General features: G+C 60.8%; 6 protein-coding genes. 2 read left to right on the top strand and 4 right to left on the bottom strand.

Annotated features, from left to right (window positions below; genetic code table 11):
• Positions 1-40 precede the first annotated feature (40 nt).
• From QD172_RS09745 to QD172_RS09735, 3 genes are all read right to left on the bottom strand, one after another.
• Entirely contained in the window at positions 41-8,629 is an 8,589-nt protein-coding gene (locus QD172_RS09745; protein WP_279855643.1) for a glucoamylase family protein, read from the bottom strand.
• A 162-nt stretch (positions 8,630-8,791) separates the two neighbouring features.
• Positions 8,792-9,550 carry a Crp/Fnr family transcriptional regulator gene (locus QD172_RS09740; RefSeq protein WP_141391901.1) on the bottom strand — a complete coding sequence of 253 codons (759 nt, stop codon included), beginning with the start codon at positions 9,548-9,550 and terminating at the stop codon, positions 8,792-8,794.
• Positions 9,551-9,741: 191 nt separating this feature from the next.
• A complete protein-coding gene (locus tag QD172_RS09735; RefSeq protein WP_279855642.1) occupies positions 9,742-10,740 on the bottom strand; it encodes a helix-turn-helix domain-containing protein in 999 nt (332 codons plus the stop codon).
• Between the two features lie 291 nt (positions 10,741-11,031).
• On the opposite strand from QD172_RS09735, the gene QD172_RS09730 reads away from it, so the two are divergent.
• Both QD172_RS09730 and QD172_RS09725 read left to right on the top strand, forming a co-directional pair.
• Positions 11,032-12,090 (top strand): phosphotransferase, encoded by a 1,059-nt coding sequence (locus QD172_RS09730; protein WP_279855641.1) that lies wholly within the window; start codon positions 11,032-11,034, stop codon positions 12,088-12,090.
• Entirely contained in the window at positions 12,090-13,424 is a 1,335-nt protein-coding gene (locus QD172_RS09725) for an aspartate aminotransferase family protein (protein WP_153635487.1), read from the top strand. The genes QD172_RS09730 and QD172_RS09725 overlap by 1 nt, the downstream gene beginning before the upstream one ends.
• Before the next feature lie 396 nt (positions 13,425-13,820).
• On the opposite strand, the gene QD172_RS09720 is transcribed toward QD172_RS09725, so the two are convergent.
• Positions 13,821-15,848 (bottom strand): TonB-dependent receptor, encoded by a 2,028-nt coding sequence (locus QD172_RS09720; RefSeq protein WP_279855640.1) that lies wholly within the window; start codon positions 15,846-15,848, stop codon positions 13,821-13,823.
• Positions 15,849-15,916: the final 68 nt, after the last annotated feature.

Here is a 15,916-nt window from a genome sequence, read left to right as displayed (position 1 = left end):
CCCTCCCGGGAGATGTGCATCGATTCGAGGTGATGAAGGCTCATGACATTGGTTCCTTTAGCATGTCGGGGGAAGGGCGGGCCGGTATCATCAGCTTCAGGTGGTGATGTCCGCCATCCAGAGGCAAGTGGACTTCGCCTGCTTCACACAGGGTGGTGTCCCCATTGATGTGTGCCTCTGTCAGGGTGAGGTCTTCCAGGGTGGAGTGCTTGATTTCCACGGTGTAGTGAGTCGATAGCATGCTGATGGTGGCCGTGAATCCCGGCCAGCTGGCAGGCAGGTTCGGGGCAATGATCAGCACGTCCCCTTCGCGACGGATGCCCAGGATGCCTTCCAGTCCCGCCCGATACATCCAGCCAGCGGATCCCGTATACCAGGTCCAGCCGCCACGACCCTCATGGGGGGCGATGGAATACACATCGGCAGCCACGACGTAGGGTTCTACCTTGTAGCGCGCCGTGTCCTGTCGAGACAGCGCATGATTGATGGGGTTGAGCAGCGAGAACAACCGAACGGCGTTATCGCCCTGTCCCAGCTGTGCATAGGCCAGAATGGCCCACATCGAGGCATGGCTGTACTGGCTGCCGTTTTCCCGCAGTCCAGGGGGGTATCCGCTGATGTATCCCGGATCTCGCTCGGGATGATCGAAGGGCGGCCAGAACAGCAGTGCCAACCCGGGGTCGTGGCGAATCAGCTCTTCATCCAGTGATTGCATGGCCTGCAGGGCATGGCGTGGGTCAGCGGCCCCGGACAGGACTGCCCAGGACTGGGCTATCGAGTCGATACGACACTCCTCACTCTCCCGAGTGCCAAGCCAGCTTCCGTCGTCGTAGGTCGCGCGCCGGTACCATGCTCCGTCCCAGGCATGCTGTTCGATGGCCTCACGCACCGAGATGGCATGGGCACGCCAGCATGCCGCTCGACTCGCTTCCCCCTCACGGCGTTCCGCATGAGGGGCGAAGAGGTCCAGGGTGCGAATCAGCAACCATCCCAGCCAGACGCTTTCTCCCTTGCCGGCTTCTCCCACTCGATTCATGCCATCGTTCCAGTCCCCGCCGCCGATCAATGGCAGGCCGTGCTCTCCCGTCAGTGTCAGGCATTGATCAAGGCCACGCGCACAGTGTTCATACAGCGTCGCCGCCGTATCCGCGATCATGGGCTGGAAGAAGGCGTCGTGTTCATCACTGCCCAGCAGGGGGCCTTCCAGGAAATTGACGGACTCATCCAGCACCTCGATATCCCCTGATGTCAGGACATACTGGGCGCAGGCATGCGCCAGCCATACGCGGTCGTCGGATATGCGGGTGCGGACGCCCTGGCCTGAATGCGGCAACCACCAGTGCTGCACATCGCCCTGCACGAACTGGCGTGATGCGGCCCGCAGCAGGTGATGGCGTGTGGTGTCTGGACTGGCGAAGGACAGCGCCATGCCATCCTGCAGCTGATCACGGAAACCATAGGCGCCACTGGCCTGATAGAAGGCAGAGCGAGCCATGATCCGGCAGGCCAGGGTCTGATAGAGCAACCAGCCGTTGAGCATGATGTCCATGGCACGATCCGGGGTGGAGACCTGCACGGCCTCCAGTCGATCCTGCCAATACGCGGTGACGGCGGCGAGCTCGGCATCGAGATCAGCCTGTCGATACTGATGTATGAGGTGCCTGGCGTCTTCACGTGAATGACTTTGCCCCAGCAAGGAGACGATCTCGACACTTTCTCCGGGGGCCAGTTCGATCAGGCACTGGAGTGCCGCACAGGGATCCCAGCCAGCCCCGATGGCACCGGACAGGGGAGTGTTCCCGGTGAGAGCGGCGGGAGCGGCGTGGTGCCCCCCATGCCCCAGGAACTCGCAGCGGTCTGTCGTGAATGACGTCTGCAGGCCACAGAGATCAGCGAAGGCGATGCGCCCGGCAAAGTTCATGCTCCAGGGATTGCTGGTCAGCAGTGCGCCAGTGTCATCATCCTTGCACGAGACGACGAAGGGAGCGGATGTGCCGCGGGTGAGTCCCAGTGCCCATTCGGCATAGGCGGTGACAGAGAGTCTGCGCGGCCGATCAGAGCGGTTCTCCAGGGTCATGCGCGAGATGCGGACGGGGTCGTTCAGCGGGACGAAATGTATCAGGTCCAGGGCAATACCCTGTGCTTCGTGTTCGAAACGGCTATGACCAAATCCGTGGCGCGCGACGTAACGTCCGTTGTCGTTGATCGGCGAGGCCGTTGCCGTCCACACCGCCAGGCTGTCTTCATCGCGTAGATAGATGGCATCACCGCAAGGATTCATCACGGGGTCATTGGACCAGGGCGTGAGGGGGTTCTCGCGGCTGTTGTCCGCCCATGTGTAGCCCGCCCCTTCTGCCGATACCTGAAAACCGAAGCCTTCATTGGCGATGATATTGAGCCACGGAGCGGGTGTGGTGCATCCCTGCTCCAGAATCGTCACGTATTCCTTGCCGTGCTTATCGAAGCCGCCCAGGCCATTGAAGTACTCAAGCGCCGCGGACTCGTCTTGTCGGGTGGCAGTGTGCTGCGCGGTGGGAGGCGTGGCCACCTCGGGGAAGGCCTGGACGGGCGCGGAGAGCTGTAACGGCGGTATCAAGGCCAGTTGATCGGCGAGCGGCCCACGCTGAGCCAGCAGCATCACTCTGGCCACGGACTGCAGCAACAGGCGGGAGGCAAGGTTCATCAGGTCCGCACGCAGGACGATGACGGAGCCTTGATCGTGCCCTTCATGGATGCGCGGGCGTGTCTGGCTACTGTTGACGGCCGCCTCGATCGCTTGCTGGAGATCCTGGACGTAGGAAGAGGCACGCTCATTGACGATCACCAGATCGACCCCGAGACGCTTCATTCGCCAGTACTCATGAGCGCGCAGCAGCTGACGCACCTGTGCCATGTCGTCGATGGCATCGATGCGCACCAGCACGATTGGCAGGTCTCCGGAAATGGCCAATGGCCAGAGTGCGGATTGTGGCCCTGCTCCGCGGGCCATGGTGTCTCGTGAGGCCCTGAAGCGCGCGTCGGCATACAGGATCGGCGCGGTCAGGCGCTGGAAGTCCGTCGCTTCTTCCGGCGTGATGCCCAGGTGATGGAGCTGAACCTGAGCCTGGGTCCAGGCCAGTGTCTTGGCTCGTTCATAGGCACTGCGGTCATGGTGCTTGTCGATGAGATCCAGCAAGGCCTCACGGGTGTCCGCGACCACCGTCCAGAACGCGATCCGGGTGATCTTGCCCGGCGGGACCTTCAGACAATGTCGTAGGGAGAATACCGGGTCCAGCACGGTGCCCGTGGTGTTGGTCAGGGGGTGCTCGGCCTGCAGAGCGGTCGCTGTGCGTACCGTGCGACCCCTGCCGATGAAATGCGCCCGGTCCGTCTCGTACTGGAGGTCGCTGAGGGTCTCGCCTTCCACGACCGCGAAGTGCGCCGCCCAGATTTCATCATCATCCGGACTGCGACGGCGACGTGTCGCGACCAGCGCCGCGTATTCTTCCAGGTACTCGGTAACCACGAACAACTTGGCAAACGCCGGATGGGCGTTCTCGGTCGCGGGCGCCGTCAGGACCAGCTCCGCATAGGAGGTCACGTCAATCTCGCGGGCCGTTCGCCCGCTGTTGATGAGCGAGATGCGCCGGACTTCGCTGTCGTCCTCGCCAGAGACGAGAATATCCAGATGCGTGGTCAGGTTGTCCTGGCGATGGGTATAGCGAACGTAATCCTCGGCAAAGGTGGCTTCGTGATCTGCCGGGGCGAGCGCCTCCTCATTTGCCTTGCCCGGCAGTGAGTCACTGGCCGTCCAGAGGGCTTTCGTCTTGCGGTCGCGCAGGAAGACGAAACTGCCCAGATGATCGCAGGTGGCATCCTCCAGCCAGCGACTGATGGCGATATGCTGCCAGCGGCTATAGCCCGCTCCGCTGGCCGTCAGCATGATGCAATAGCGCCCATTGGAGAGGAGGTGGGTGAGATGCGCGCCCACCAGACGCTGTGTGACATGGCGGATGGCACGGCTTTCACCGAGCGTCTCGTTCGGGGCCGACGCGACCTCCTCGGCGCGAGGGTGGGTGATCGACATGTCGCGCGGGACACGCTCCTGCAGCAGCAATTCGCAGGCCTGGATGATCGGTTCTCGATGGAAGCGTTCGCGCATGTTCCCGTCGTGAAGCGCGTTGGCAATGGCGACGATCGTCATGCCTTGATGGTGGGCCATGTAACTGCGAATGATCGCGAAGCGCTCGCCTGCGGAGACGTGGGTGAGAGTGAAATCGAGCGCCTCATAGAACCCGTGTCGTCCCTGGGCGCCCATTTCCTGCAGCGACAGGAAGTTCCGGTATGCCCCGACAGGGTCCACCATCGCGGCGAGGGCAGTGGCATAGGGCGCGATGACCAGATTGGCGGACAGCCCCCGTTTCAGCCCCAGGCCCGGGACGCCGAAGTTGGTGTACTGATAGGTGAAGTGGCCATCGCGTACGTTGTACGCCGATTCGGAAATCCCCCATGGCACCTTCAATGCGCTGGCATAGGCGACCTGTCTGGCGACGGCCAGACGGTTGCTCTGTTCCAGAAGGCTGCCTGCCGGCGCGCGCATCACCAGCGACGGCATCAGATATTCGAACATCGAACCCGACCAGGAGATCAGTGCCGAGCCATTTTCCAGCGGAGTGGCCGTGCGCCCGAGGCGGAACCAGTGACGTGTCGGGGCATCCCCCTTGGCGATCACGAACAGACTGGCGAGACGGGCTTCAGACGCGAGCAGGTCATAGCAGCTGCTGTCGAGGATGTTGCCCTCTACCGAGTATCCGATTGACAGCAACTGACGTTCTGGTGCGAGCAGGAACGTGAAATCCATCTCCAGCGCCATGTGTCTGGCAGTGGAGGCAATCTCGTGGAAACGTGCCATCAGGCGTTCACGAGGGTCGGGATGGTGGATCATTCTTGCATCATGGCAATGTTCGGCAATCGAGGTGCGCATGGCACCGATCCAGTACAGCAGGTCCTCGGCCCAGGGGGCGTGGACGTGTCGCAGCACCTCATGAGCCAGGTGGGTGGCGTGATCCGCAAGAGGATGCAAGGCGGGCAGCTGTTCCATGAATCCTTCGGAGGAGGTCGCCTGCAAGTGGGCTTCCATCGCGGCGATGCCGGGACGCAGGCGCGTCATCTGCTGAGCATGGGCCGAGGGGGCCTGCGCGAGGCATTCATGTACCAGACTCAAGTGGTCCATGATGCCCTGGTGAAGATTCTCCGATGGCAAGGTCTTCGCCCAGACGTCGCAGGCATTGGCGACGACCAGCAGATGTCCGGCCAGATTGCCGCTATCGACCGATGAGACATATTTCGGGTCCAGCGGCCTGAGATCTCGAGTGTCATACCAGTTGAAGAGATGTCCGCGATGCTTTGCCAGCGACTGCATCACCTTCAACGAGGTTTCCAGACGTTCCGCACTCTTGTTGGCACCCAGCCAGCCGAAATCCCGGGCGGCCAGAATGGAGATGAGATACAGGCCCATGTTGGTGGGCGAGGTGCGGTGCGCGATGACGGGCTGAGGAGTTTCCTGGAAATTGTCCGGCGGAAGCCAGTTGTCACGCGCGGTGACGAAGGTTTCAAAGAAGCGCCAGGTTCGGCGAGCGATCAAGCGTAGCTCGCGGTTTTCCTCAAAGGACAAGGCGGCCTGCGGGGCAAGACTTCTTGAGCCGCTGACCCATTGCGCTATCGCCGGGGCGGCGAGCCACAAGGCGGCGAACATCACCACCACCGGCCAGGTCTGTGGGGACTGGCTGAGTACACCGGCAGCGGCGCACAGCGCAAGCAATGTCCCAGGCGCCATGCTGCGATAAGCGCCACCCAGTGACAGTCGCGGCTGCCCGGAAGTCTGAGCTGCGGTGGTCCACTCGAGAAGGTGGCGGCGAGTGATCGTCAGACGCAGCAAGGTACGCCCGATGGCATCCAGCATTCGCCAGGCCTGGTCTGGCAGGAAGGCAATCCACAGCAGTGTCTGGGAGGCGGCAAGCGTCAGGTCATTGCCCCATTGCTGGAAATAGTGCCGCAGATTGATGCCGGAGCGCATTGGCACAAGCGACAGCACGAGAGGGATCAGCGGCGGGGCGGCGATCACAATCATCACACACAGCGTGCCCAGCAGAGCGGCGGAGAGAGGCAATCCCCAACTCACGACCAGAAACGACAGCAGTAGCGGCGCCAGCAGTGAGCGCCGCAGGTTGTCCATGAGCTTCAGTCGTCCGGTCCATGGCATCTTGCGTGACACGATCCATGGCAGCAGCTGCCAGTCACCACGGGTCCAGCGGTGGGTGCGCTTGGCCGAGACCTCATAGCGGCACGGGAAGTCCTCGATGACCTCGATGTCTGACGCAAGACCGGCGCGCGCGAAGACCCCTTCGAACAGATCATGGCTGAGCACGCGGTTGTCTGGGACGCGCCCCTTGAGGGCTGCCTCGAACGCATCGATCTGATAGATACCCTTGCCGGCGAAGGACCCCTCGCCCAATAGATCCTGATAAAGATCCGAGGTGGCGGCCGCATAGGGGTCTACCCCGCCGGGTGCCGAGAACAGGCGCTGGAAGAGGGAGCCCTGCCTGCCCATCGGCAGGGACGGCGTGACACGGGGCTGAAGGATGCCATACCCCTCCACGATGCATTGGCGGTGCTTGTCGAACCGGGGATGATTCAGAGGATGCGCCATCTTGGCGATCAGCTTGCTTGCGGCCCCGCGAGGGAGGCGAGTGTCCGCATCCAGCGTGATCACATAGCGTACCCCGGCCGGTATGCGTTCAGTGGGCAGGAAGGTGGTGTCGTCTGCACCGCGCAGCAGGCGATTGAGCTCATGTAGCTTGCCGCGCTTGCGCTCCCACCCCATCCAGCAGTGTTCGCTGTCATTGAAGACTCGGCGACGATGCAAGACGAGGAAGCGGGGAAATCCCTCATTGTCGCCATGGCGCAGATTCAGGTCCGCAATGGCCGCGTTGGCGAACGATAGCAGTCGAGTGTCTTCTGGCATGACGTCATGCGCCGCATCCACGCCATCGGTCAACAGGGCATAGAAGATCGAGCCTCCACCGCTGGCCAGATAGTGCACTTCCAGGCGCTCTATCTGCTCCTGGAGATCTGCCTCGCGGGTCAGCAGGGTCGGCACGGCGATCAGGGTGCGCAAGTCAGGTGGTACGCCCTCGGACAGGTCGAGACTGGGCAATGGCTGCGGTCCGACACAGAAGATGATGAGACGACTGACCAGCAAGGTCGCAAGCTCAGTGGCGGGCAGCAGCCCCAGCAGGCCGAGCAGCCACATCCATCCAGCGCTGAATGCCTCCGAGGACAGTGACGCGATGCCCTGCAAGGCCATCCACAGCAGCGCCGCGGTGGTCAGGACGATCAGGCCGACATAGCCACTGATGCCGCCTGCGATGCACCAGTGGCGAAGGTGTTGGCGCCCTGTACGTCGATATCCGAGGGTGTCTTCAAATGCCTTGCGTCCCGCCGCGATCAGCACATACCCCGGGTCACCTCGTCGCGCTGACTCATTGGCATCCTCGGTGGCGCTTGCCGCCTCGCGAGCCGCCACCAGCGCGCATTGGGTGATGTGAAGCTCACTGTGCTCAGAGCCACGTGCCAATTGCTCGATGGCACTTCGATAGCTGTTGCGGGTCGGGAAATCGAGCGTGGAGAAACGCGGAGCGTCCATGAGGCGAGCATTGACCAGGCTGAGGCTTTCAAAGACATCGGCCCAGTCAATGCTCGAGACGAAGTGCATGCTGGTAATGATATTGCGGACGGTGACGTTGGCGGCGCCCTGACGCTGCTGAGCCCGTTGTACCAGCTCATCGATGGAGGAGCCCTGCAGACGGACTCGACGCTCCAGCCAGCTCATCATGGGATGAGTGCGCGTATCGATACCGCGCAAGCGCTTGGCCAGCTGGGCGACGAAAGGTGCCGTCAGCGGTGTCTTGCCCTGAGGCAGGGTGGTGGGGTCCAGGGTGTGATGCTGGCTTTCGGGAATCAGCCACTGACTTGCCAGGGTGTCGGCGTCATTGCGTGCCGTCTGTTCATTGACGATCTGCTCGGCAAGCCGGCGAAGGTTCTCGATCAGCACGATGCGCAGCGTGATGGCCACCGCCCATAGCTCACCGATCGTCAGGGGTTGAACACGCTGGTAGGCCTGGATGAAGCCATGAAGCGTGTCGAGGTCGAGATGGCTGTCAGTGTGGACCACAAAGGCCCAGGCAATCCCGAAGACACGGGGGTATCCCGTGAAAGGGCCCTCGGCCAGCTTGGGCAGCTGGCGATAATAGCCGGGTGGCAGGTCATCACGGATCTCACGTACCTGCGCCTCGATCAGATGATAATTGTCGAGTAGCCAGGTGGCGGCAGGGACGATATCGCGGTCTTCCGCGACTTCCTTTGCACTGGCGCGATACGCTTTCAACAGTACCTTGGCGTTGTCTTCAAGGCGTCTCGACAGTGGCAGGACGCGAGAGGGGGTTTCCGTCACGTTCTGTGCCAGCGCAAGGCTTGAGGCGTGCTGTTCAAGACGCTCGATGCTGAACAGCTCGCCTCGCACCGGAGCAGTGTCATGCCAGGGGGTTGTCGGGGGATAAGCGCGGAATATCCTGCCTGAGAAAAGGGTCACGAGCGCTGTCCTGGTCGATGCGCGAGTCCCGGTAGGGCGCGCGGAAATCCATCACCAGACAGTATGCGATAGCCTTGTGCTTTCGTCGGTTCGCTAGCGCACACAACCCCGGGCCCGGTTCCGGTCTCGGTCTCGGCCAGCCGTTGCATGAGAGCGCAGTGCTCACAGGGAAGGGGTGTCGTCTCCTGAAGAGTCTGTCATCGGCAGTGTCATGGAATAGGGCATCAGACGATCACTTTCCTTCTTTACCACCGCGTAGCACTCGCAGCAGAGCTGCTCCAGCCTGGGGCGGTCGAGTACCGTGATATGCCCGCGGTGGTATTCGATGACACCTTGCCTGTGCAGTTTTCCTGCGGCTTCCGTGACCCCCTCACGGCGCACCCCGAGCATGTTGGCGATCAATTCCTGCGTCATGTCCAGCTGATCGCCTGGCAGACGGTCCAGCGACAGCAATAACCAGCGACACAGCTGTTGATCGATCGAATGGTGTCGGTTGCAGACGGCCGTCTGGGACATCTGGGTGATGAGGGATTGCGTGTAGCGCAGCAGGAGGTGAAGCATTTCTCCATGTCGGTTGAATTCCGCCTTCAGGTGATGCACCGGCAGTCGCAGCGCCTTGCCAGCGCTTTGCACGATGGCACGGCTGGTGGTGCTTTCGCCGCCCATGAACACCGCAATTCCCACAAGGCCTTCGTTGCCGACGACCGCGATCTCGGCGGATGCGCCATTCTCGGTCACGTAAAGCAGCGACACGATGGCATCAATCGGGAAGTACACGTGGCTCAAGGCACTCCCCGCGGTATACAGCACCTGGCCAAGCGACAGATGGATCGGCTCCAGATGCGCTGCCAGGCGTTGGGTCGTCTCGGCGGACAATCCCGCTAGCAGATGATTCTGTTCATGTGACAACTGATCCGTCATGCATTTTCCTCCCCGAGGAAACCTGTCCCTGATATGGGCAGGTGTTGGGGGATGGGCAGGGCACGTCTCCCTGTGCCACCCGCGTCTGTCGCCTTTGGCAGCCTCCTTCTTCGGCTACCTTGTGCTGCTGTCTGCTGTCTGCTGTCTGCTGTCTTCTGCTGCTACCTTCTGCTGCGATCGCCCGTTGCTGCCTACCTCTTGCGTCGATGGCGCGACAGGGTGTGCGAGGGACTCTCGCCAAACAGGCGGCGATAGTCCTGCGCGAACTGGCCCAGATGATAGAAGCCCCAGTCGCTGGCGATCTGTCCTATCGTACTCGTTGCCTGAGGTTCACACAGCCGTCGCCGCACCTGATTGAGGCGATTCAGGCGGATGAACTGCATCGGGCTGATACCGAGAATGCTGGTGAAACTGTTGTGCAGCGTTCGCTGGCTGACATGAGCGATGCCGCAGAGCATGTCGATGCTGATCGGGACAGGCGCTGCGCCGTTCACATGCTCTCGCACCCGCTCTACGACCTGTCGTCGGTGGTGGTAGCTGGGATAGCGGTCGGTGAGAGGGATCCTTTCTTCGAGGATGGCGGTCACGGCCAGTGACAGGATGCCCTGATGCACCTGAACCTCGAACCCCTGACGCTGCCGCTTGAGTAGTCTTTCCATCAGGAAGGTGACCGCTCGGCGAGTCTTCTGCGATACCCCGAGGCGCATCGTGTGTTGCGGGTCACTCTCCAGCAGTGTTAGCGCCGATTCCCCCACCATCGAGAGCAGCCAGTCACGCCGCAGCACGAGACAGTGGATCGCGAAGGCGTCTGGCGTGGTCAGCGCGAAATCCTGTCCGCCCGGCTGACACATGATGTCGCCTTTCTCAAGCGCGTAGCCATTGATCCGGCAGGGCTGTCGCTCGGCGGGAATACCGATCCACAGGGAATCCGGCCAGACATGACATTGCTGGTCCAATGCCTGGCTGGTGTATTCCTTGAATACCTGCATTCCCGGCAGATGGAGTTCATCGATACGTCCGTAGAAGGCGCCCTGACCGTACTGATCGTAGTGTTGCGACCAGTCGGTCAGGTTATGCGCCTGTTCATTGACGTCCCATGCCTCCCGTGTGCACTTGCCTGGTGCATGCTCGAAAATCCCGTGCTGCCAGGTGGCATCACTGTCGTCCGTTCGTGATACATCTTCGTGCATTGATCAATCAACTCATTGTTCTTGTTGGTGTTTTCAGCTTTGCCGGATGCTGATAACGCATCACCTCACGCTGTCGTTAGTCTGAGTCATGCAACTTTCGCGCACAGAGTCATGCCGTGAGCCAGATCGTGGGTCGTGAGATTGGCCACTGGCTTCTGACCGCAGACGAAGTGTGACACCGAGACCGCAAGATCCCCGGTCTTCCCATGTCAGCGAGGTGGTGAGATGTATACGGAAACTCTGATAAATCAAACAAGACACGAGTTGGTCACTTGCCTGGAAAAATGGCACATGGCGGAAACCTCGCGGATCTCGCTGCTGACCATGTCAGAGAACGCGACCTTTCTGGCCGAGGACGACGAGGCGGGACGCAGGATCATCATACGGGTTCACCGCCCGGACTATCACTGCCGGGAGGAGATCGAGTCCGAGCTGGCCTGGATCGATGACCTGCGCACGACGGCAAGGATCAATACGCCGGCCCCGGTCATGACCACGACAGGCAGCTCTGTGCTGAGCATCTCCGCCGGCGGGCAATCCCTGTACGTGGTGGCCTTCGAGCATGTGGTCGGCAGTGAGCCGGATATCGGCGATGACTTGCCGCAGTGGTTTGAACGGCTGGGCGCGATGAATGCCACGCTGCACGAACACAGCCGTCGCTGGCAGCCCCCGGAGGGCTTCGTGCGCAAGCGTTGGGACCTGGAAAGCATGATCTCGCCCCGTGGGCTGTGGGGCGATTGGCGAAATGCGCCGGGCATGACGGTGGAAGAGGCCCAGGCCATCAATGCTGCCATCCCTTATCTCAAGTCGGAGATTGCCTTGTATGGCACGGCGCCACAGCAGTTCGGTCTGGTCCATGCCGACCTGCGCTTGACCAACCTGCTGGTGTCACAGGACAGCATGGCGATCATCGACTTCGATGACTGCGGCTTCTGCTGGTATGCCTATGACTTCGCTGCGGCGATCAGCTTCCACGAGACGGATTCGTGCATCCCGCAGCTCAGAGACGCCTGGATCAAGGGATATCGTTCGGTGGCCGAATTCCCTGCGGCAGATGAAGCAATGCTGGATACCTTCATCATGCTGCGTCGCATTCTGCTGTGTGCCTGGCTGGCCACGCATCAGGAGAGCAAGGAAGGCAAGACACTGAGTGATGGTTTCAGCCGGGATACGGCCATCATGGCGCGGCGCTATGTTCAGCAACGAGGGGGCCAGTCACGAGAGGGCCAGCAAGGTGTCGTGCAGACACCGGGCATGCAAGAACACGACGATCAGGCGGATGTTGATCGGACGAGTACAGATTGGACAGGTACAGATCGGGCAATCAATGACAAGGTGAGGATGGCGTGATGGAAAAGGTACGCGGGATTCTGGATCAGAACGCCTTCAGCATGGCGCACATCGACAAGGCAGATGCGCGAATCGGCGCACTGGTACGCAAGCGGCTGGAAACGGTAGGGCCGACGTCCATGCTCTTCTATGAGGAGCCGCTGCACATCGTACGAGGGGAGCGGGTCTGGTTGTTCGATGATCAAGGTAAGCGCTACCTGGATGTCTACAACAATGTGCCGTCCATCGGCCACTGCCATCCTCGCGTGGTCCAGGCGGTCGCCGAACAGATGGGGACCCTCAACGTGCACAACCGCTATCTGCACGAAGGCATCCATCGCTATGCCGAGCGCCTGCTGGACACGCTGCCGCGCACGCTCAATCGACTGGTGATGATGTGTACCGGCAGTGAAAGCAACGACATGGCGCTGAGGCTGGCGCGTGGCTGGACGGGCCGGCAGGGGATCATCGTCACCGAGGCGGCCTATCACGGCAACACGGCCGCCGTGACGGAAGTCTCACCATCCTCCTACAAGCAGGGAACGCCGCCGGATCACGTGCATATCCTGCCGATCTCCCGGATGAGTGAGCAGGCAGACCCGGCCGCCTGGTTCGCCGAGCAGGTGCGGTTCGGCATCGAACAGCTGGAGGCGAGGGGCCATGGATGCGCGGCGCTGCTGGTCGACTCCATCTTCTCGAGCGATGGCATCTATGCAGACCCCGCAGGTTTCCTGAAGCCCGCGGTCGAACTCCTGCAGGCCCGGGGCGGCCTGTTCATCTCCGATGAGGTCCAGCCCGGCTTCGGGCGCACGGGGCAGGGGATGTGGGGCTTCTCGCGCCACGGCGTGACGCCGGATGTGGTGACCATGGGCAAACCGATGGGCAACGGCTTCCCGATGTCCGGGCTGGCGGCACGCGAGGAGTTGCTGGCGGTCCTGAATACCGATGTGGGCTACTTCAATACCTTCGGCGGCTCACCGGTCGCCGTGGCGGCGGGCACGGCGGTGCTGGACGTGATCGACGAGGAAGACCTGATGGCCAATGCCACACGTCAAGGCGAGTACTTCAAGCGACAGCTCCAAGATATTCAGGCACGTTTCGAGGAGGTGAGCGATGTACGAGGCGCCGGGCTGTTCCTGGGATTGGATCTCTGTGACCCGACGCGTGACGGAGCGCCGGACGCCCAGCGCACCACGGCGTTGATCAACGACCTCAAGCGCAATGGCGTGTTGATCGGCGGGGCCGGCAAGTCCGGAAGCACCTTGAAGATCCGCCCGCCACTGTGCATCGAGCGCTCGGAAGCCGACCTCTTCCTGGACAGGTTCGAGCAATCCTTGAGAACGACTGCCAGGTAACCCACTCGCAATACGTCATGGATCATCGATGAATAACTCCGCTTCGGAGCGGCAGGTTGCAATTGATAAGCAGGGGATTGCACTGGCTCGTGCGGTAATGGCTCACGATGTAATTGCTTGAAGGCGTCTGGTGAGACTTTTCGATGAGGTAATATGCGCGTCTTCCTTGGCCTATTACGTGATTCATCGGCCTGGGGGCAACGCTTGCCAAGGTGCAAGCCTTTCGCGAGTGGTTGCTGGAGGAAAGTGGCAGCGAGTCTCGTGGATCTGATGGAAGCTGCTGATGAAGACACCGGCCCCATGACTGACGTCTTGTTTTGAAACCATGAGCTGCAATGCATCAAGGGGAGCCTCGGCTCCCCTTGTTGCGTAAGCATGAGTGGATCTGGTCGAGGATCAGAAGTCCATGGTCAGCCCAAGGTTCAACCGGCGGCCATCCAGCACCACGCCGTAGGTGTCATTGGTGACTTCCTTGTCAGCGATGTTGTAGAGGCCAGCCTTGACGCGAGCGCTCTCGTTCAATGCATAGACGACACCCACATCGAAGAAGGTATAGCTCGGCGTGCCTTCGCTCATGCTGGTACGTGACAGGTAATCACTGGTTTCGCCACGGTAGTTCCCCTGTGCCCACAGGTTGAGATCGTGAGTGGCTTGCCAGTCCAGCGCCACGTTGAGCATATGTTCCGGGATCTTGTTCAAGGGCTCGCCCTTGAATTCACCACTTTTCTGCTCGGAGTCGGTGTAGGTGTAGCTGGAGCTAAGATTCACGCTTGGCGTGATGGCATAGTCCAGTGACAGCTCGATGCCCTGCATGACAGCTTCGTCGATGTTGCGGTAGGTGCTGACGAAATAGTAATCAGTGCCGGCATAGCTGCACTCGCGGAAGGCGGGATCGGAGAAACCTTCATCCGGGCCTTGGCAGAGGCGGTCTTCGGAGATCTTGTCCTTGAACTGGGTGTAGAACAGGGTGGCGCCGGCGCTGAGTGTGCCTGACTGGTTCTGGAAAACGGTGCCCAGCTCGTAGTTGGTGCTGGTTTCCGGATCCAGCTCCTCGTTGCCGATGATGACGGCACTGCCCTGGCCAGTTCGACGTCCAAAGCCCTCTGTTGCATCGGATAGACTCGGTTGGCTGTAGCCCGTGGAGACCCCGCCCTTGAGCGTCCATTGCGGATCAAGGTGATAATTGGCATAGACGCGTGGAGAGAGATGACCCCCGAACAGTTCATCGTCGTCGTAGCGCAAGCCGGTGGTGACGTTGAGGTCCTCGGTCAGACTCCATTCCATCTCGACGAATAGTGCGGCAATCCAGCGATCGACGTTATCAACAGCCCCCGGGACATTTGAGGCCAGCAAGCCATTGGTCTCATCCGTCAGCTGCTCGAATTTGTACTGACCGCCGAAGGTCAGCATATGATCGCCCCAGAAGTATGTGGTCTGGTTGTTGAACGTGGTGACTTCTTCACGCTTTTCGTCATCGGAATCCAGCACGTTCTCCGAAATGTCGTGCTGTAGATAGGTGTCCGTGAGGAAGCTGCCGTAACTCCCCTTGTGGCCGAGGGTGTAGACGTCCTTGTCATAGCGATAGCGACTGGTTTCGGAATCATCCGCAATGCTCACGCCGGCATTGTGGGTATATTCCTGCTTGGACGCGGTATAGCCGAGCGTGAACGTATTGTCCTCATCCGGCGTCAGCGTGAATTCGGCCCCCCCTTGACGAATGTCGCTGTCAGGCGTGCTTTCGGCATTGTCATCACTGCCCTGGTAATCGCTTTCTTCATAACCGGTCCAGTTGCCGTGAACCTTGAGCCCGAGCAGGCCTTCGATGAGCGGCCCGCTGGTATAGAAACTCAGCTGCTGCCCGTCGTTGCTGATGTCGTTGAGCGAGTGGGTATATTCCGTCGTGACAGACCCCGACCAATCATCCGCCACCTTCTTGGTGATGATGTTGATGACGCCGCCCATGGCTTGTGAGCCGTACAGCGATGACATCGGTCCGCGAATCACTTCCACTCGCTCGATCATCGAGATCGGGGGGAGGCCAATCTGCTTGCCTTCATCATTGCCATTGGTATTGACGGAGCGGCCAGCCGAGAGCGGGCGGCCATCGATCATGTAAAGCGTGTAGCTATTGTCCATCCCTCGAATACTGATGTCCTGAGAATTCCCGCCCCCCGTAACATAGACGCCAGGCACATTATCCATGGCATCAGTGATATCCGTGTACGACTGCTTGTTGAGCTGCTCGCCGGTAATGACCGAGATACTGGCAGGGGCATCCGAGATCACCTGTTCGTAGCCGGAAGCTGTCACCACCACAGGTTCCAACTGGCTGGATTCGTCAGCCTGTACGCCAGCAGGTAGGCAAGCGGCGGCGATACCGATAGCCAAGGCCGATCGAGCAAAGGGGAGTGCGGGGACTGTCATGTTCCTGGATCCTTGAGGTCGCGATTATGTCGTTATTGAGCCACGAGGTTTTTTAGGGTTGTGGGCCA

The sequence above is a fragment of the Cobetia sp. 10Alg 146 genome, assembly GCF_029846385.1.
Lineage (GTDB): Bacteria > Pseudomonadota > Gammaproteobacteria > Pseudomonadales > Halomonadaceae > Cobetia > Cobetia marina.
The sequence above is the reverse complement of the archived record's forward strand: the minus strand, read 5'-3'. Positions and strand labels throughout refer to the sequence as shown.